Below are 19,742 nucleotides of genomic sequence, written 5' to 3' on the forward strand. Positions count from 1 at the left end.
GCAATAGTGTTGCACGACCAATAATTTCACATAAAGATGGAATCATTAGCAAAAATTCCTTTGTGCTGTATAATTTTTATTAGGCAAGAAAGGAAATTACGATGAATAAAGCAAGAGTTGAAGCATTTACTGACGCAGTCTTAGCAATAATTTTAACAATTATGATTTTAGAACTTAAAGTGCCCAATTCTAACCAACTGAGTGCTATTTTAAGCGAACTGCCATATCTCTTTTCATATACCGTTGGTTATCTACTTATTGGAGTTGCGTGGTACAGCCACCACTACATGTTTAGTAAAACTTCGGGAATTTCTAAAAGAGTCTATTGGGCAAATAATTTCTGGATGTTCACGACCTCCTTTATCCCCATGGCAACCGCCTGGATTGGGCGAGACTTAAAAGCCCAGGGTCCCGAAATCTTTTACGCCATCGTCTTTTACATCTGGACCGCCGCTTACCTCATATTAAGCTACGTGATTTCTAATGACGACCTGAAAAGGAAACAATATAAAAAAGCGCACGATATTAGGAAAATGAAAATTTACCAATACCTCACCAACGTAAAATATATGCTAATTCAGACCGTCTTGTTGATCATTATTTTAGTTTTCAAACCTGAATTCTTACTAGCAGTAGTCTTGTGGCAAATACTGGCCTTTGCAATCTGGAATAATGACGATAGTGATAAATTATTTTAAAAAGTTCGACCCTGAATTTTTAGGTAAAACTATTCCTAAAACGCGAAGCGGTTTACCGCAGCAAATTAATCCTAGACACACAAAAACCACTTGAAATTAATCAGGTGGTTTTTTTAGGTATCTTTTATAAAATTATTTAGTAAATATTTCTAGGCTGCAGAACGTCTTGCGTTGAAGTAGTTAACAATAAACGTTAAGCCCATCAAGACTACCGGGTAAACCATGTATCGAATCAAATCCAAGTAGTTCGTACTCTTGCCTGCAAGTTGCAGGGTCATCATCATTGCAGAGTCTTGGGGAATAACCATGGAGGCCGTTACCGCAAAAATAGAAATTACCCCAGCAAGCACCTTTTTATCAACTTGGTATTGGTCGCCCAGTTCCTTAGCAATTGGTGAAGTAATCAAAACCGAAATGTTGTTATTAACGATTGCTCCGGTAACACAGAAACTTAGAATTCCAATAAGAGCTTCACAGCTCGCCTTGCTTCTGATATGCCGCGTGAACACGTGGACCATCCAATCAATTCCACCGTAGTGACGCATTAACGCAACCATTCCGTTGACCATCATTGCAAAGATTGCTAGCCAGAACATGCTTTCCATTCCACTACCAATCGCCTTTGCACATGCAAACAGGGAGGCTTTACCCAATGCCATCCCAATTGCGCTGGCCATTACGGTACCCAAAGCCAGCACTAGCACCACGTCCATCCCCATAACTGCCAAAACTAAAACTATCAGGTAAGGCAAAATGGTGATTACGTTATAGCTACCAGCATGGATATTACTAGCACTACTATTATTCAAACTCATTAAAGTATAAATAATAATCGTGATTACCGCTGCTGGAACGGCAATTTTAATTTGCCATAAAAACTTATCACGCATTCTAGCGCCGACTCCCGCTGCCGCTGAAATGGTAGTCCCACCGATCATTGAGAGCCCGTCTCCAAAGTATGATCCGGTAATTACTGCCGCACCAGCCATTCCAGCGTTTAAGTGCGCCGCTGCCACTAGTGAAAAGGTCACTGGCGCCATGGTTACGATCGTCCCCGTAGAGGTTCCAATACATAGCGAAATGATTGCCGCAATCAGGAAGATCCCCGGTACCAAAAATTGGCTTGGAATCAACGAAGTTCCTAAGTTAACGATTGAAGATTGCCCTCCCGAAATTGCCACGGCCGAAGAAAACCCTCCGGCCATCATTACAATTAAAGAAAGGTTCATTACTCCCGCATTTCCGGCATTGTTTAGGTAGATGTTCATTTTCTTAGCAAACTTTGCCCGCGGTTCGAAGAAAATTAAAGCAAACAATAACGCCACTAAAATTGCTACCTGCCGTGGCATGTACGAAGACGGATCTTTGGCACCTTTAATCGTAAAGACTGCTAAGCAGCCTACGTACAGCACCAAAAAAATCAGTAACGGTAACAAACCAGCCGCGCCATAATCTTTGCGCGTTTTCTTTTCCATTCTCAAATCCCCTTAAACATTTATTGGTTTAGCACCTATCTATAATACCAAAATCCCGTTCAATTAACATAACTACTAAACTAAAGTTAGAGGTTACCATTAATAAGTAAATTTTTCAAATAAAAGCCCTCTGTAACAGGTAGGCCCAGGTTTTTACCCCTATTTTAACTAAACCATTGGTTATCAGTCCTTAAAAAGCGGGTAATCACCGCTCTGCCAGCTAATTTTCCAATAAAAAAACGAGGCCCGCTTGCCCCGTTTTACTCATTGCTTTATCTAACTTTCGTCTGCCGATGTGAGATACTGTGAAAATACCGCAATATACATCTTAATGAAATTCAAGTACATTTCTTTTTCAACATACTCATCTACTTGATGAACTCCGTCACCGGTCGGTCCCCAAATCGCAAAGGGAAAACTTTCGTCTTTATCCCGAAGCAGGTTAGACGCGTCGGTTACCGCCGGAATTGCTCCCGGCTTAATTGGTGCGCCGCAGAATTCACCACCCACTTGTTGAATCAGTTCCATTAACCGATTCTTCCCGGTTGTTTTCACTGCATCCTGGGTCATGTAAGCTTCCAATTTTACTTGTGCTCCCACTTCATTTTGCTTGTTGACCATTTTCTGGAGGTCGTCGATCACCCGTTGGTTAGTAAATTCTGGAATTGTCCGCGCGTTAATTTCAGCTTCGGCCGCCGCTGGAATTGAATTAACTTGGTTCCCGCCCTTGAAGATGGTGGTGTGAAAGGTCAACGGTCCGAGTAATTCATTTTCGACCACAGTATCGCGAAAATGGTGGTTGGCCGTATGCAAAATCTCAATCAGCGGGTCAATTGCGTTTTGACCATCCTCTGGCATTGAGCTATGTGCGGATTTTCCTTTAGAAGTTAACCTAATGTCCAGAGAACCCTTATGTGAAAACGCGGGATCATAGCCACTCGGTTCGCCAATTACCAGCGCATCAACGTCGTCCATTAGCCCCATTTCAGCAATTTTTTGGGAACCTTCTTCACCAACCTCTTCGCCAAAGGTGGCCATCAACCGGATGGTTCCCCTTTTTAACAGGTGATTTTGCTTAATTTCAATTAAAGCAATTACTAAAGCTGCCAAACCTGATTTCATATCTGCCGCACCACGACCGTACAAGCGACCACCGCGTTCCGTTAACTTAAAGGGGTCGCTAGTCCATTCGGAAACTTCTCCCGGGTCAACCACGTCCATATGTCCTGAAATTCCAAGAACCGGACTTCCCGAACCAATTTCTGCCAACAAATCTGCTCGGGTATCATTATAGCGAAGGACCTTTGCATCAATCCCGTTTTGCTTCAGTAGTTTTTGTAGGTACTTTGCCACCGTGATTTCATGGTCATTGGTGGAATTAATCGCAATTAAATCGCCTAAAATTTTTATACAATCCGACTCCGTAAACACTGGTCGTTTTAATTCAATGTCCATTTTGTTCCTCCTTGTGTGCACAATTTAACGAAAGCGTCTTCATCATTAATTGAGTGCATTTTATCACTAATGCCCGTTAATTTACAAGGAACCCCCTTTCTAGAACTAGAGTTTCAGACTCTTTTCATTTACCTCTTCGGTATCATTAAAGGAAGAGAACTCATCTTCTAAAAAAATCATTCCGCAAAAAGAGGCTTCGTCACCTTAGTGATCAAAGCCTCTTCAATATTTATTAACTAGTTACGCTAATTTTTAATTAATGCCAAATAACCCTCAACGTTCATTTTCACCAACAATTTTATTGATATCCATGCCTAAAGCTTTTGCAACTCGTTCCCCATAATCATGGTCAGCACCATAAAACTGCTTGATTTCTAGCCGTTTAATTTCATCTGATTTAACCTGACCTAAGGCGCCCTTAATCGTATCGATCAACCGGTCTTTTTCAGCTGCGGACATTAAACGATATAAATCGCCAGCCTGAGTCGTATAGTCAATCTGATATTCGTAAGGCTGAGCTTTGGCCTCCCCTTCCACTTTGAAAGGTTCAATAGCAGCCTTCTGATCTTCAGTAGGCCCATCAAAGGAGTTAGGTTCATAATTTACTTCTGGTCCTTGTGTAGCCCTCATTGCACCATCCCGTTCATAATTATGCACGGGCACCACCGGTCGGTTGATTGGTAAATCTTCAAAATTTACGCCCAGGCGGTATCTTTGCGTGTCCTTATACGAGAATAGACGGCCTTGTAACAACTTATCTGGGGAAGCTTCAATGCCAGGAACTAAGTTAGCGGGGGACATGGCCGCTTCTTCCACGTCCGTAAAGTTATTAGCTGGGTTTTCATTTAGCACCATCTTTCCAACCTTAATTAACGGATAATCCTTATGGGAAACCACCTTAGTCACGTCAAAAATATCCCATTTGTAATGGAGTCCCGCTTCATAAGGTAAAATTTGGACGTAGAGCGTCCATGAAGGGTTATCGCCCTGCGCAATGGCATCATATAAGTCATCTTGTAGATAGTCAGTGTCTTTAACAGTGGCCTCGGCTGCAGCCTCGTTCGTCATGTTTTTAACGCCTTGGTCGGAAATGAAGTGGTATTTTACCCAGAACACTTCACCTTTTTGGTTAACCCATTTAAAAGTATGGGAGCCATATCCGTTCATCGTCCGATAAGACGCCGGTAAACCTCGGTCACCCATTAAATAAGTAACTTGATGCAATGACTCTGGTGAGTGAGCCCAAAAATCCCACTGCATATCCTGAGTGCGGCGGTTAGTTTGGGGATCCCGCTTTTGAGAATGAATAAAATCGGGAAACTTGAGGGGGTCGTTTACAAAGAAGACGGGCGTATTATTCCCGACAATATCGTAATTACCTTCCTGAGTATAAAATTTTACCGCAAACCCACGTACATCGCGGACCGTGTCTGGATAGCCTTTTTCTCCCGCAACTTGGGAAAAACGCACAATCAGAGGAGTTCGCTTGCCAACCCCGTTGAAGAGGTCAGCCTTAGTATAGGGGCTCATGTCGTTTTCTAACTCAAAATATCCCTTTGCACCCGCTCCTTTAGCATGCACGACCCGTTCAGGGATCCGTTCTCGATCAAAATGGGCTAATTTTTCTAGTAAGTCGTAGTCTTGCATCAATACTGGACCCCGACTCCCAGCAGTTTGCGTATGTTGGTTATTAGCCCACGGTTGTCCAGCCTCCGTTGTTAATTTTTCTGACATTTCTATTCGACCCTTCTCTAAAAATTTTAGTAGATCTACTATTTAATAAAACTAATAACGTTATTTGCTACGAATTATAACACCACCCGGAGTCCTAAAAAAGCAATCCGTCTCCCACTTAAAGTACTAATTAAGGCAAATTGTCCAACATCGTAAGCATTTTATACTTAACCTACAAATTTGACCTATCCAACTTTAAGGCTTATTGAACAGTAATAACTCCCGCGCTTTTCAGTTAACCAAGCCGCAGATTATGGCTATTCTAACGCGCTGGTTATTTTTTTAGCTAAGGAAGTTCCCTTGCGTGCCTAATCTAATCTGCGATCATCCTTCCCCTTCCTCAACTGAGTGCATTGCTTGCCGGTGTTGGAGTGGTTTAACCGCAATTAAAAACAGGCCTCCGCCCACTAAAATTCCCCAAATTAAAAGGGGGCGCCACAAATCCGCCCAATAAACCGGCTGGGACAGCCATTTCACAGGGTTCAAAAAAATGGTAGGTGACCATTTCGCAAATCCCCTAAGCTGACTAACCAAGCTGCTGACCAACACCGTAATTTCAATTAATCCCGCTGCTAAAAAAGGAGCGGATAAATATATTGCCACCGTGCTTGCTAAAATAACGCTACCCAAAATTCCCATTATTTCTAACATTAAACTTGGCAACACAAGTTCAAAGTGGATCGTGCCACTGAAGCAAACCCAATCTACATAAAGAGCCATGCCAGCTCCCATTACTGAACTTAGAAGAGCGCAGAGTAAGCCTGCCGCGATTTTAGGAAAGTAGATTGTGCTCGCTTTTTTCGCTCGGGAGAGGTAGAAAAATTGCCGCGCCGGATTTTTTCCTAATGTGCAGGCATCCGCAACTAAATACGCCATAATAAATAACACGACTTGCTCCGTACTTTGAAAATAAGAAGCCAGCAAACTATCCCAAGTAGGTGCTGGTAATTGAATGCTGGCCACATTTCCTTCACCAAATTTTTGAACCAGTTGGTTACTGTAATACGCCGTTAAGGGAGCTACTAGCCCCATCAACGCTGCAATAAGGAGCATCAAAACCAAGCGTTGTTTACGCCTCCATTGTCGTAGTTCCAACTTCATTACACTACCTCCTAGACATTTTGGTGAACCTTCCGCTCAAAAGCATGGTAAAGGTCCTGATTACTGCGTTTAATCGCGACCACGTCGTCCGTTAACGTACCCAAAACAGCCAATCCCGTTTTAAAGTTCTCGCTCGAAAATTCGATCTGGTGTTGTTGAATTTCTTTTACCGTTATGTGGCGTTGCTTCAAGGCCGTGACTACCCGCGCTTTAGCTGTCGCCGACTTAACCAGCACCTCAATTGTGTCGTCCGAATGTGCAATGAACTCTGTCAATGAGCCCGAAAAAATCATTTTTCCATGGTCAAGCACCAGTAACCGTTCGGCAATTTGTTGAATATCGTTAAGTAAGTGACTAGAAATTACTACCGTCGTAGTGTGTGCCAATTTACTAATTAATCGCAACATTGCTTGTCGTCCAAACGGATCCAGTGCGCTAGTTGGTTCATCCAAAAATAATAATTGTGGCTGTAAAATATTTGCTGCCGCAATCCCTAGCCTTTGCTTCATTCCACGGGAAAATCCTCCCACCAACCGGTTTTGGTGTTCGCTTAACCCTACTTGGACTAAGGCCTCATCAAGTTGGTTTAAATCTACGGGTTGGTTTCCTAAACGAAGTGACAGTTGTAAGACTTCCCGAGCAGTTAAATAATTTTCAAATTCGGGAGTGTCGGGGCAATACGCTAACTTAGTTCGTTGATTAACTAAAATTTGCCCTCGTTCAACGGGTTCCTGACCAAAAATTGCGCGAATAAGGGTTGTTTTTCCTGCCCCGTTAGGTCCAATTAACCCCACCACTCCCGGCTGGTCGGTAATTGTTCCACTTACGTCTTTTAAAGCATAAAAATCTTTGAATCGAACCGTTAGATTACGTATATCCACCAAATTACTCATTTTACCAACCCCCTTCTCGGCGCTCTAATAAGTAGTATGCAATCCCACCTACCGGGATTATCCCCAACACTACTATTATCCAACCCCACTTCGGTAAGTAACGGGTACGGGGAATTCGGAAAATATCGCCAATAATCCAAAATAGGTAAGCTCCCGCCACTAAAATTAACGGGATAATAATTTTTAAATTAACCATTGTTGGCACTCCTTTAAATAAAAATCAATTGCTTACCTCCTTTATAAATGATGACGTTGGGTCATTAGCGAGCTTTTTCTTCAAAAAATCATTTTTTAAACCTGCGTGGCCGACTCTCTTCCGCTATATAAGGAAATTTTTCCAAATAAAAAGGGAACCAATCCATTTCGAATTAGTTCCCGTTTTAACGATAAGTCATGATTAATTTTAGTATTCCATTAAACTAAGCATATCGTAGTCTTTTATCTTTTCGCGACCATGGAGATCTTTTAGCTCAATCAAAAAGGCCGTTCCGACTACAATGCCACCAAGTTGCTCAACCAACTTGATGGTTGCGGCGATGGTTCCACCAGTCGCTAACAAGTCGTCAGTAATTAAAACCCGTTGGCCTGGTTTAATTGCGGTCTTTTCTAAGTAAAGTGCTGACTTTCCGTATTCAAGACCATAAGAAGCCTTAACCGTTTCAGTTGGCAGCTTTCCCTTCTTCCGAGCGGGTGCAAATCCCACCCCCAGTGCGTATGCTACTGGGCAGCCAACGATAAAACCGCGCGCTTCAGGTCCAACGACCATTTCAACCTTTTTTTCTTTAGCAAAATCAATAATTTGGTTAGTTGCTTCCTGGAAAGCTTCTCCGTTCCCCATTAAAGGTGAAATATCCCGGAAAATAACCCCTTTTTCTGGAAAATCCGGAATACTTGCGATGTAATCATGTAAATCCAATGCCATTTAGGACACTCCCTCATTCTCAACGTTTAGTAACTGGGTTAGCATGGTTGCCAATTGATCACCGTTACTATACAGTAATTTTTCTTGCGTTTGGATTAAATCCAAGCGTTTTTGATAGATTGGGGCTTCGGATAATTGATGGGGCTGAACCGCATCATTTACCAAAAGCTTTCCTTGTTCCATTTTAACAAAATTTAGTTCAAAGAATACTTTTACCATAAAATTAACCTTCTCTTGGTCAATTTTTAACTGTTTTCCTAGCTGCAACAATGCTGCTTTTGTCAGGGGTTGTCGTTTTATTGTCGCAAAGACTGACTTGAAATCGGCCCGACTCGGCATGCCGCTCGCGTAGTAATCAGTCTGGTGGAAAAAGTAAGTCGTAATTTGGGTCGGTTGCCATTTTTGCAGGACCTGCCGCAAGGTTTCCAAGTTTGGTGGACAATCAACCAGCACTACGGACCGTTGCGGCTGAATTGCCGGCGAATCGTACAGGTATAGTTGCCGACCTAAGTTTTGTTTTTCGATTAAGTCTAATAGCTTAGGGTTAAAAAAGACGTACTGTTGGTCCTCGCAAAATAGATCCTTAGCCAAGTTCGTGGTTCGTTGGTCAACCACTTGCAGACCGTTAATTTTCAGATCTTCAGCCATCAATTGTAGCGTCACGTTCCCCCGCCATTCGTTGATGCTCAGGGTTCCCGCGAGGTCAATTGTATTGGACAAGTGACTTAGCTTATCCGCAATCTCCCCACGTTGAAACGCAATTACCGCCAATTGTTGGCCATCTTGGTCCGCGGTAAACTTTAAGTGGGCTTGGTTTTGCCCGATGGCCTTAACTTCGGTAGCCCGCACGTTAGTGATCGCCAACTTAGGCACCGGATTGTCCATTCCAAAGGGGCCAAGTTGCTTAATTTTTGCCACTAGGTCGGTAGAAAGTTCGTTAATGGCCACCGTAGCATCTAATTTTAACTGGGGCCGTTGCCGAAAATCGAGCTGCGCCTGTTCTGCACCTTTTTCAAGTTGAGCTGCTAAAACGGGCAATTTATCCTCTTTAACGGTAATTCCAATTGCCATATGGTGTCCGCCAAAACCTTCAAATTGTTCACGAGCCGGATTTAAGGCTTCAAAAAGATTTAAAGCAACCACGCTACGGCCGGACCCCTTATATAAACCATCATGGTTTTGGTCACTTAAGACGATGGTTGGTTTATTAGTTAATTCTACCAACCGACTGGCGACAATCCCGAGGACTCCTTGATGCCAATCGTGACCGCTAATTACCAACGTTTGTTGGTCACGATGTTGTTCATCTTTAGCGATTTGAACCGCCATTTCGTAGATTTCATTTACTAATCCTTGTCGCTGGGTGTTGGTGGCATTAATTTCCTTGGCAATCGCAGCAGCTTGCTCTTCATCAAAAGTCGTCAGTAATTCCACTGCTTGACTGGCGTCCCCTAAACGACCAACGGCGTTAATCCGGGGAGCAACGGTGAACCCAATGGTTTCTTCATCAATTTGGTTAGGTTCTACGCCGGCAACCGCGATTAATTTTTGCAAACCAATCCGCGAAGTTTCGGGCATTAATTGCAACCCCAACTTAACCAAAAAACGATTCTCATCGGTCATCGAAACTAAATCCGCAATCGTCCCGATTGCGTACAAATCTAAGAATTCTTCGGGCACTTCTTCTAAGAGCGCACAAGCCACCTTAAAAGCCACGCCCACCCCCGATAAATCTCCAAAGGGATAATTACCATCAGGATGGCGTGGATGCACAATCGCAAAGGCGTTCGGCAATTGGGCCGGCATTTCGTGATGGTCGGTTACCACCACGTCCACACCATGCTCTTGGGCGTACGCAATGGCTTCGTTGCCCGCAACTCCGTTATCAACCGTCACGATTAATTGAACTTGCTCATCATTAATAAAATGCTGATATTCTGCTAGATTGGGACCGTAACCGTCCTTAAAGCGGTTGGGCACAAAATAATTTACGTCCGCGCCAAGTTGGGCAAGGGTTTCGTACATAATGGTCGTACTTGTCACCCCGTCGGCGTCATAATCCCCGTAAATTAAAATTTTCTCGTTGGCTTCAATTGCCGTCATGATCCGCTCCACAGCTTTTTGCATATCGTGCAACAAAAAGGGATCGTGAACTATGCTTTGGTCCGTTGCTAAAAAGTGGTTTATTTCTTCGGCCGTCTGGTATCCCCGAGCGACCAGGATCTTTACAATGATCGGCTCTAACCGGGTCACCTTCGCCAAATCGGTAATATCCACTTCGGGCAGCGACGGAACCTGCCAATTAAATCGACTTTCTTTCATTAAATAACATACTCCAGTTATTTCCGGTTGATGATCGGGCTGTTAACCACCCAGTCACCTAAACGCGGAAAAATTTGATAAAATGCCGCTCCCAAAGCCATTACTTTAGGAACGTTTACTTCGCGAAGATTTTGCTCAATCGCTTTTCTAGTTAGCCACGCCACCCGGTCAGAACTAATCACAAAACTTTGTACACCCTTTAAATACTTACCACTTGGATCGGCAATGTTAAAAAAGTTAGTGTCCATCGGACCCGGATTAATCGTGTGCACCCGCACGTTTCGCTGCTTTAATTCCAGCCGCAAAGCATTCGAAAAACCTACCATACCAAATTTTGCAGCGGCGTAAGTAGTAGTTTTGGCAGTAGCTACTTTTCCAGCAATCGAAGCGACGTTCACGATGTCAGCGGGTTGCCCAACGTGATCCACCATTAGTGGCAGTAAAGTTCGCGTGAGCTTAATGGCCCCCGTTAAATCGGTATTCAACGTCCGGTCAATTTCGGCATGATCTTGATTTAACAACGTTTTAAAATACCCTAATCCAGCGTTATTTACCAGCAGGTCTACAGAACCTAAATGACTACGAATCCAGCGCCCGGTTGCCTTAATTTGGGTTTCCTGCGTTAAATCACAAGAAAGCGTAAATACTTGGCGGGCCCCACATTTAAAACAATCCCGTGCAGTTTGGCGCAACTTATCTGAATTACGGCCTAAAAGCACTAAGTTGTCGTAGTAAGGACAGTTTAAAATTGCAATTTGCCGGCCTAAACCGCTTCCGGCACCCGTAATTACCGCAGTTTTCATCAAAGATCATCCTCCTTTATTTGCTAGCTTCCTCAAAAAACGAGCCACCCCAGGCTCTTATGGAAGCGGTATGTCAATTTCGTCGAAGTCTTGCACTACTTTAGTGTTTGGAAAAATCGTGCAGGCATCCTTTTCTAATTGTTTAGCCAATTTACCAGTATACCGTGCCGAAATGTGCGTTAATAATAGCCGTCCGACCTGACTTTTTTGTGCAATCCGGGCCGCTTGCATATTTGTAGAATGGTAATATTTTCTTGCTAAACTACCCTCTTGTTTACCAAACGTGCTTTCATGGACCAGTACGTCCGCGTGGTAGGCTAGTTTTTCAATGTTCGCGGTTTGCCGGGTATCGCCGAGAATGGCAACCACTCGGCCCGGTTGCGGTTCACCAATAAAATCTTTTCCATCAATCACTTTTCCATCAGGTAAAGTAACTTGTTTGCCTTGCTTAATTTCACCGTAAATCGGGCCGGCCGGAATCGCCATTGCCTTTAGCTTATCTACTAAAAGTTCTCCTGGGTGATCCTTTTCACGCACCCGAAAACCATAACTCTTGATCCGGTGATCCAGTTCAGCAGCCTCGACCACGTAATTAGCGTCTTCAAAAAGTTTACCGCCCTTAGTAATTTCGATAAACCGGATGCGATAAGCCAACTTTGTTTCTGAAATCCGCAGTGCCGTCATTACAAAGTCTTTAATGCCCACCGGCCCATAAATGGTTAGTTCTGAATCGCCGCCTTGATTGGACCGGCTACTTAGAAAACCAGGTAATCCAAAGATATGGTCCCCATGTAAATGACTGATAAATATTTTGTCAATCTTTCGCGGACGAATATTGGTTTTTAAAATTTGGTGCTGGGTTGCTTCCCCGCAATCAAATAACCAAACTTCGTTGCTTTCATCTAATAATTTCAATGCCACACTCGTGACGTTTCTAAAACGACCGGGACTTCCCGCACCGGTTCCTAAAAATTCAAGTTGCATACTTTCACCTATACACTGCCTTAACATCCATTTTTTACTTAATTTAATTGTATCACTAGCATCCGTTTTTCTTTTAAGCTATTCTTATTTTAGCAGAACGGCTTAAAGAATATTGAGGAGGGTTTCACTAATGAATTTAAGTAACTTTATCAAGTCCACCGTGGAACTTCATTCTAACCTACTTCTCAAGGGCGAACGTCAACAGACCATTTTTATAATTACCAAACTGACCCTCTCAGATGACGCACGAACCATTTTGTTACTCGGAGACCGTTCCCCACAAAGTGCAGGGTTGACCCTTGGGAAATTTCGCGCCCAAACGCGATTAGCCGACCCTCAAGCCAAGCTCTGGTTGGTAAATTCAACCAATGGTTCCACCAGCCCCCTCTTCGGTTACTACCTACGCAATCAATTTTTATTTCTCAAGTGAAAAATCAGTGATTAACCCCGCACAAATGTTTTTAATAATTTGTGATGGTATTCAATCACTGATTTTTACTATTCTACAAATTCAAATACAAAGTCTAAAATTTGTACGCTATCGCCATTGCGGGCACCTAAGCGGCGTAATTCGTCGTCAATGCCCATTCCCCGCATTTGCCGGGCAAATCGCAGCAAGCTTTCGTCGTGGGTGGTATCGGTCATCTTAAAGAGCTTTTCAATTTTTGCTCCCTTAATTACCCAAACACCATCTTCATTTTCAATTTCAAAGTCTTTGTCCGCATTAAATTCGTAGGTCTTGTCGGTAGTTTCCGCCGCGTTTTCCTTAACGACCGTTGGTTGTGGCGTTGATTCTAAGACGTCCGCCGTCCGAGAAATCAACTTACTAAGTCCCTCGTGCGTAATTGAAGAGATTGGAAAGATTTCGAAATCATGATAACGCTCGTCATCACGCACTTTTTGTTCGAATTCCGCTAATTGTTCATCCGCCCCTGGCAAGTCCATCTTCGTCGGCACAATAATTTGCCGGCGTTTAATCAAATCGGGATTATATTTTTCTAACTCGGCGTTAATTTGTTCAAAGTTAGTGAAGGGATCCTCTTCGGTGAGCCCACTCATGTCTACGAGATGAAGTAACACCCGGGTGCGCTCCACGTGGCGTAAGAATTCGAAGCCGAGACCCACCCCTTGAGAAGCACCTTCAATCAAACCAGGAATATCAGCAATGACAAAGTCGCGACCGTCATCCAGTTGCACCATCCCGAGGTTCGGCACTAAGGTAGTAAAGTGGTATTCGGCAATCTTCGGCTTGGCACTAGTAACAACCGACAAGAGGGTTGATTTACCAACCGATGGGAAACCAAGAAGTCCCACGTCCGCCAAGACCTTCAATTCTAATTGCAATTCTAATTCTTCGCCTGGTTCACCATTTTCGGCAATTTCTGGTGCCGGGTTCCGTGGGTTAGCAAAATGCATGTTTCCACGTCCGCCCCGGCCACCTTTAGCCACGACTAATTCTTGACCATTTTCCGTTAGATCCCCGACTACCCGGTCAGTTGTTAGGTCCCGGACGATGGTCCCTCCTGGAACCATAATTACCAGGTCTTCGGCACTACGTCCGGTCATTTGCTTATTCATCCCGTTCTTGCCAGATTCCGCCTTAAACTTGTGTCGGTAGCGAAAATCCATCAAGGTACGCAAACCTGGATCCACTTTCAAGATAACGTCGCCACCTCGGCCACCGTCACCACCAGCTGGGCCCCCGTTGGGAACGTATTTTTCGCGCCGAAAGGCTACGATTCCGTTCCCACCGTTCCCGGCTTTAACATTTATTTTAACTTGATCTACAAACATGTTTTTCTCCTAATCTTTTTTAACTTCGCTAACCGTTAGCTATCGTTTCACCGCACTTAACGAAATTTTAATCGTTTTAGCAACCTTCGCTGAAATTCCCAGTGCCTCAATTTCTTCAATTTTGGCATCCCGTATCTTATTCAACGAGCCGAACTCCCGCAGAAGCTTGTTACGCGTCTTTGGACCCACTCCGTTAATCGAATCCAACTGGGACGATAACGAGTTTTTAGCGTGCATCTGTCGGTGGAAAGTAATCGCAAACCGGTGCACTTCGTCTTGAATTCGTTGGACCAGGTAAAATCCTTGACTTTTTGGGTCAAGTTGGACCCGCTGATCCTGATCACCAAAAATTAAATCAGCTGTCTTATGCTTGTCATTTTTTACCATCCCAGCCACCGGAATGTGTAAGCTAAGCTCATTGACTAACACGTCGCGAGCAGCGTTTAATTGTACGTCGCCGCCGTCCATTAAAATTAGGTCGGGCAACGATTGGTGTTCCTTTAATAGTCTAACATACCGACGCCGGATTACCTCCCGAGTACTGGCAGCCTCGTCCGCGTGATCGACGGTATTTAACTTAAACTTGCGATACATTTTCTTATCGGGCTTTCCGTCGGTGAAAACTACCATTGCCGAAACTAAATCCGCACCCTGAATGTGAGAATGGTCAAAAGCTTCAATACGGTGCCCTTCAGGAATTCCCAAGGCGTCGGTAATCTCCTTCATCGCTCCTACCGTCTTACTTTCGTCAAGTTCTAACAGGCGGAACTTTTCTTCGAGGGTGATTTGCGCATTTTCTCGTGCTAAATCCATTAAATCCCGTTTTTCACCGCGCTGAGGAGTACGCACCGGGACCCCGAGGATTTCGCTAATAATTTGGTTATCTAAGCCCTTAGGTACTAAAATTTCATTGGGGAGCACCTTATTTTTGTTGTTATAAAATTGCAAAATAAACGAAGAAAATTCGTCCGCCACATCCGAAGCAATCGGGAAAAGTCGCTTCTCACGCTTCATCAACCGAGATTGACGGATAAAGAAGATCTGAATGGATAACCATCCCTTATCCAGGTAAAAGTTGAAGAGGTCGCGGGGGGTACGGTCATTGGAAATGATTCGCTGTTTTTCTACGGTAACTTCAATATAGTGAATCTGATCCCGAATCTCGGCCGCCCGTTCAAATTCCATTGCTTCAGAGGCTTTTTGCATTTTGGCCTGTAACGCTTTTTTAACTTTAGCAACGTTACCCCGCAAGAAAGACTTAATTTTTGCAATTTGTTGGTCATACTCTTCTTTAGGAACCTCTTTAAAGCAAGCCCCAAGACATTGGCCCATGTGGTAATACAAACAAGGGCGTCCTTGATAACCGTTGCAACGCCGTAATGGATAAACCTTTTCCAAAAAGTGTAACGTTTCTTCTGCCGCGTAGACGTTAGGGTAAGGTCCAAAGTAGTAACCCCCGTCGCGTCGAACGTTAGACACAATTTGCATCCGGGGGTCCCGTTCATTCGTAATCTTGATATATGGGTACCCGGTCCCCTTTTTCAACTTAATGTTGTAGTATGGTTGATACTTTTTGATTAACGTAATTTCTAGTAAAAATGCTTCTTTATCACTAGCGGTGACAATGTAGTCGAAATCGGCAATTTCGCTGACTAATTTAGCTGTTTTACCTTCGTGGCTGCTTTTGAAGTACGAGCGCACCCGGTTTTTTAAATTTTTTGCTTTACCAACGTAGATAATTTGGCTATTTAAATTTTTCATCTGGTAACAACCGGGTTTGTCCGGTAACAAAGCTAGCTTGTGCTCAATATGCTCTGACGCCAAATCACTGCCTCCTAGTTTACATAATTACTCGTAACTCATAACATTATACTCTGATTTAACCATAATTATCAATCAAAAGGAACCATCTCTACTTTCACCCACTCCGCCAGCGAAAAAGCCCTCGCCGCGTTTATAAACCACGGTAAGGGCCTTTTAAAATCAGGCAGTTCCTTAATTTATTGCAAATTGATTTTGGAAAGAAAATCCTGCGCCCGACTAGTTTGGGGGTGCTTAAAGAAGTTTTCGGGTGTTCCCTTTTCTTGAATATTCGCAGCGTCCATAAACCAAATCTGGTCCGAAACCGATTTGGCAAACTGCATCTCGTGGGTTACCACCACCATTGTCATCCCCGAATGGGCTAAATCTTGCATTACCGCTAAAACTTCACCCACCATTTCAGGATCTAAAGCTGAAGTTGGTTCGTCAAACAACATTACCGCAGGTTCCATTGCCAACGCCCGGGCAATTGCTACCCGTTGCTTTTGACCACCAGATAAGTTTTCCGGGTATGCGTCTGCCTTATCTGCCAACCCCACCTTTTCCAGTAACCTTTTAGCTTGAACTTGGGCTTTTTCTTCCGAAACTCCCTTCACCCGCCGGGGGGCCAAAGTAATGTTCTCTAACACCGTGAGGTTTGGAAATAAATTAAAGTTCTGAAAAACCATCCCGACTTTCTGACGAACTTCTTCAATTTCACGTAAACTTTTGGACACCAAGTTTTGTCCTTCAAAAACCACCGCTCCCGCAGTCGGGCTTTCCAACATAGTTAAACAACGTAGGAAGGTGCTCTTTCCCGCTCCAGAGGGGCCAATTATACTAATCACTTCGCCCTCCTGTACTTCTGCGGTAACTTCTTTTAGAATCACGTTTTGTGCGAAGGCTTTAGTTAAATTTTCAATCTTAAAAATGGTTTCAGTCATTAGTTAAACTTCCCTTCATAAAATTTCAGTAACCGGGACAGTGAGAAAGTTAAAATAAAGTACAACACCATCGCCACTAAAATTGGGGCCACTCCCCGATAAGTATCCGATTGAACGATTTTGAGCTGGTAAATTAAATCCGTCACTCCAATAATTGAGACGATGGAGCTTTCCTTGATCAAGGAGATAAATTCGTTACCTAAAGCGGGCCAAATATTTTTCAGTGCCTGGGGGAGCACCACGAAACGTAGCCGATCTTGGTAATTCAACCCCAAACTCTGGGCCGCTTCAACCTGTCCCTTGTCAACCGAATTAATTCCACCCCGGATAACTTCAGCAACGTAGGCTGCACTATTTAAGGACACTGCAATCATTCCGGCGGTGAGTGCCGGAAGATTGACGACCATCCCCAGCCCGAAATATACCAGCATTAATTGCACCATTAACGGAGTTCCCCGCACAAATTCCACGTATGCAACCGCCACTGCACGTAAACTAGCGTGACGACTCAGCCGCATTAAAGCCAACAAAGCTCCGATTAGCGAGCCAAAACAAACCCCGACTAACGAAATTAAAATTGTGTAACCTACTCCCAGTGCAAAATATTTCCAATAATGAATCATTGACGTATCTACGGTATTCCCTTTTAAGTAAGTACCCGCAGTTTTTAAATATTGGGGAAGCCGATTTTGCTTCTTTATCCGTGCCACGGTTTGATTAATTTTCTTCTTTAGGATTGGCGAACCCTTAGGTAAGGCAACTGCGGTGCTCGTCTCGTCGCTGTTTAGCTTAAAATGGGCGTTAATAATTTTTAAACCATGATTATTCGCGGCGTAGGCCTCCGCGGTAGGCTTCTCCATCACAATCCCGTCAACCTTATTAGTTTGTAAAGCTAGAATTAGATCGGTCCCCTTTTCGATGCCCCTCACGGAAGCGCCCTTAATCTGTTTTTTTGCCAGATTATACTGGATTGATCCTGTTTGGGCAGCCACTTTCCGGTGATGAAACGAATTTTTATCTTTAAACAAGTAACGATCCTTCTGGTTGATAATGATACTCTGCCCACCTTGGTAATAAACGTTTGAAAAATCCACGGACTTACGCCGGGCCGCACTCGGGTTCATTCCTGAAAGGACCATGTCTACTTTTCCGGTTTGCAATCCTACTAATAAAGAATCAAAATCCATGTTTTTAATCTTTAGCTGTACCCCTAAGTCATGAGCGATATCTTTAGCAACGCTAATATCCATCCCCACGTCTTTACTTTTTCCGTTACTCGTTGTTTGAAACTCATAGGGCGCATAATCCGGACTGGTTCCTAAAACAATGTATCCGCGCTTCATAATGCGTTGGTATGTTGGGTCGGCAGTCGCCGCATGTGCGGGAGGTGCGCTAACCACTCCACCAACCAACAGCCACAGTGAAAATAAAATGATTACCCAATTAAAAAATTCTCTCTCTTTTCTCATCGCAATCTCCTTATTCATGTAATGTTTATTAATATACAACTACACCCCTTATTACGGAAGTATTTTTATGTGATTATGAATTATTATTCTAAATAAACTGAATATTCACTCTTAAAATGCATATTCTGACAATTACTAATTTTTTTGGTATGATAGGCGCAAGGGAGTGATTATTAGATGGGACTAACCGTAAAAAGAACGACCGATTTGGAGAAAATGCTGGGTCAATTTACTAATCCAGCAACTGATGCTGAGGAAAAGAAGAAAAAGGATAAATTTTTAGCTAAAGATAAAAATCAAAATAAAAAAGGGCAAAAAAAATAACCATCGCCACCAATTAGCTTTTGCAGCAAAGCCGTTGGCAACGATGGTTTTTTATTTTTTATTTAAAACTGTGCGGATACCTTTTTGCCAAATTCTTAATGTTTTTTTCGGCAACTTCCTCAAAGGGAATGTCCGCCCATTGTGCGACTTGAGATAGGTACCAGAGCACGTCTCCCATTTCCTTAGTCAACTGTTCCTTGTCTAAATCCGCTCCCCGGAAAGTATAGTTTTTAACTAAATTAACGACCTGGCCGCTTTCTCCAGCTAAACCAAGGGCACAATTCGTTAAAACTTGTTCGTTGCCTAAAAGAGTCTTGTTAGCTTTCTTTTGGTATTCGTTAAATTCCATCTTTAATCACCCATCCTATCTTCAATCCACCGCCAAATTTCGTCCTTACCAAACTTAGTTTGCGCGGAGAACATTTGAAATGCGTCTTGTTGATCAAAATTAAGGACCTTTTTTATCCGGCTTTCGTGTTGATTCCATTTGCCACGGGCAATCTTATCGCTTTTAGTAGCGACCACTAGCACCGGAATTTCATAATAACGTAAGTACTGGTACATGGAAATATCATCATCAGTCGGATCATGGCGCGCATCCACTAATGAAATTACCCCCTTAAGCTCCTTACGAGAAGTTAAATATTTTTCAATCATCCGACCCCATTTTTCGCGTTCTTTTTGTGATACCTTTGCATATCCGTATCCGGGGACGTCAACAAAGAACACTTGATCTTCAACCCGGTAGAAATTTAGTGTCTGCGTTTTCCCTGGTTGCGAAGACGTCCGGGCGTACGACTTCCGGTTGATTAACGTGTTGGTCAACGAGGATTTTCCCACGTTAGAACGACCCACCAAAGCGATTTCGGGATAGCCTTGATCTGGGTACTGTTCAGGTTTTACAGCACTAATTTGTAATTCTACATTATGGACTTCCATTAAATTCCCACCTTCCAATTCCGCTTTTAATCATAACATGGATTCAAAAAAAAGAACCAGGCTTAAGTAGTTCGCCTAGTTCTAA

The 19,742-nt window shown here is 43.4% G+C and carries 19 protein-coding genes; 3 read left to right on the forward strand and 16 right to left on the reverse strand.

Annotation, left to right across the window (positions count from 1 at the left end):
• Positions 1-101: 101 nt before the first annotated feature.
• A complete protein-coding gene (locus NYR25_05515; protein UWF33063.1) occupies positions 102-698 on the forward strand; it encodes a TMEM175 family protein in 597 nt (198 codons plus the stop codon).
• 149 nt (positions 699-847) lie between these two features.
• Here NYR25_05515 and NYR25_05520 read toward each other — a convergent pair whose 3' ends face one another.
• The 10 genes from NYR25_05520 to rnz all read right to left on the reverse strand — a co-directional run bounded on the left by NYR25_05520 (position 848) and on the right by rnz (position 12,387).
• Entirely contained in the window at positions 848-2,173 is a 1,326-nt protein-coding gene (locus tag NYR25_05520; protein ID UWF33064.1) for a Na+/H+ antiporter NhaC family protein, read from the reverse strand.
• A gap of 276 nt (positions 2,174-2,449) precedes the next feature.
• Positions 2,450-3,628 carry an ArgE/DapE family deacylase gene (locus NYR25_05525; GenBank protein UWF33065.1) on the reverse strand — a complete coding sequence of 393 codons (1,179 nt, stop codon included), beginning with the start codon at positions 3,626-3,628 and terminating at the stop codon, positions 2,450-2,452.
• A 273-nt stretch (positions 3,629-3,901) separates the two neighbouring features.
• Complete coding sequence (locus NYR25_05530; GenBank protein UWF33066.1) at positions 3,902-5,362, reverse strand: catalase; 1,461 nt, start codon at positions 5,360-5,362, stop codon at positions 3,902-3,904.
• 324 nt (positions 5,363-5,686) lie between these two features.
• A complete protein-coding gene (locus tag NYR25_05535; protein ID UWF33067.1) occupies positions 5,687-6,463 on the reverse strand; it encodes an ABC transporter in 777 nt (258 codons plus the stop codon).
• 11 nt (positions 6,464-6,474) lie between these two features.
• Complete coding sequence (locus tag NYR25_05540; protein UWF33068.1) at positions 6,475-7,356, reverse strand: ABC transporter ATP-binding protein; 882 nt, start codon at positions 7,354-7,356, stop codon at positions 6,475-6,477.
• A 1-nt stretch (position 7,357) separates the two neighbouring features.
• Positions 7,358-7,552, reverse strand: coding sequence for a hypothetical protein (locus NYR25_05545; GenBank protein ID UWF33069.1), 195 nt, complete (start codon positions 7,550-7,552; stop codon positions 7,358-7,360).
• 207 nt (positions 7,553-7,759) lie between these two features.
• Positions 7,760-8,278 (reverse strand): adenine phosphoribosyltransferase, encoded by a 519-nt coding sequence (locus NYR25_05550; GenBank protein ID UWF33070.1) that lies wholly within the window; start codon positions 8,276-8,278, stop codon positions 7,760-7,762.
• Positions 8,279-10,600 carry a single-stranded-DNA-specific exonuclease RecJ gene (gene recJ / locus NYR25_05555; GenBank protein ID UWF33071.1) on the reverse strand — a complete coding sequence of 774 codons (2,322 nt, stop codon included), beginning with the start codon at positions 10,598-10,600 and terminating at the stop codon, positions 8,279-8,281.
• 17 nt (positions 10,601-10,617) lie between these two features.
• Positions 10,618-11,403, reverse strand: coding sequence for an SDR family NAD(P)-dependent oxidoreductase (locus NYR25_05560; GenBank protein ID UWF33072.1), 786 nt, complete (start codon positions 11,401-11,403; stop codon positions 10,618-10,620).
• Positions 11,404-11,460: 57 nt separating this feature from the next.
• Positions 11,461-12,387: a ribonuclease Z gene (gene rnz / locus NYR25_05565; protein ID UWF33073.1), complete on the reverse strand. Its 927-nt coding sequence runs from the start codon at positions 12,385-12,387 to the stop codon at positions 11,461-11,463.
• Between the two features lie 130 nt (positions 12,388-12,517).
• Between rnz and NYR25_05570 the strand changes: the two genes are divergently transcribed.
• Positions 12,518-12,817: a hypothetical protein gene (locus NYR25_05570; protein ID UWF33074.1), complete on the forward strand. Its 300-nt coding sequence runs from the start codon at positions 12,518-12,520 to the stop codon at positions 12,815-12,817.
• A gap of 68 nt (positions 12,818-12,885) precedes the next feature.
• Here NYR25_05570 and obgE read toward each other — a convergent pair whose 3' ends face one another.
• From obgE to NYR25_05590, 4 genes are all read right to left on the reverse strand, one after another.
• Entirely contained in the window at positions 12,886-14,181 is a 1,296-nt protein-coding gene (gene obgE / locus NYR25_05575; GenBank protein ID UWF33075.1) for a GTPase ObgE, read from the reverse strand.
• Between the two features lie 39 nt (positions 14,182-14,220).
• A complete protein-coding gene (uvrC, locus tag NYR25_05580; protein ID UWF33076.1) occupies positions 14,221-16,005 on the reverse strand; it encodes an excinuclease ABC subunit UvrC in 1,785 nt (594 codons plus the stop codon).
• 176 nt (positions 16,006-16,181) lie between these two features.
• Positions 16,182-16,913 (reverse strand): amino acid ABC transporter ATP-binding protein, encoded by a 732-nt coding sequence (locus tag NYR25_05585; GenBank protein ID UWF34722.1) that lies wholly within the window; start codon positions 16,911-16,913, stop codon positions 16,182-16,184.
• Positions 16,914-16,924: 11 nt separating this feature from the next.
• Positions 16,925-18,412: an ABC transporter substrate-binding protein/permease gene (locus NYR25_05590; protein UWF34723.1), complete on the reverse strand. Its 1,488-nt coding sequence runs from the start codon at positions 18,410-18,412 to the stop codon at positions 16,925-16,927.
• Positions 18,413-18,571: 159 nt separating this feature from the next.
• Between NYR25_05590 and NYR25_05595 the strand changes: the two genes are divergently transcribed.
• The gene (locus NYR25_05595; GenBank protein UWF33077.1) at positions 18,572-18,718 is read left to right on the forward strand and encodes an SPJ_0845 family protein; all 147 of its coding nucleotides are present in this window, start codon (positions 18,572-18,574) and stop codon (positions 18,716-18,718) included.
• A gap of 58 nt (positions 18,719-18,776) precedes the next feature.
• Here the strand turns inward: NYR25_05595 and NYR25_05600 are convergent, their stop codons facing one another.
• The gene (locus NYR25_05600) at positions 18,777-19,067 is read right to left on the reverse strand and encodes a nucleoside triphosphate pyrophosphohydrolase family protein (GenBank protein ID UWF33078.1); all 291 of its coding nucleotides are present in this window, start codon (positions 19,065-19,067) and stop codon (positions 18,777-18,779) included.
• A 2-nt stretch (positions 19,068-19,069) separates the two neighbouring features.
• Positions 19,070-19,657 carry a ribosome biogenesis GTP-binding protein YihA/YsxC gene (yihA, locus tag NYR25_05605; GenBank protein UWF33079.1) on the reverse strand — a complete coding sequence of 196 codons (588 nt, stop codon included), beginning with the start codon at positions 19,655-19,657 and terminating at the stop codon, positions 19,070-19,072.
• Positions 19,658-19,742 lie beyond the last annotated feature (85 nt).

The organism is Pediococcus acidilactici (genome assembly GCA_024970065.1).
Taxonomy (GTDB): Bacteria; Bacillota; Bacilli; order Lactobacillales; family Lactobacillaceae; genus Pediococcus; species Pediococcus acidilactici_A.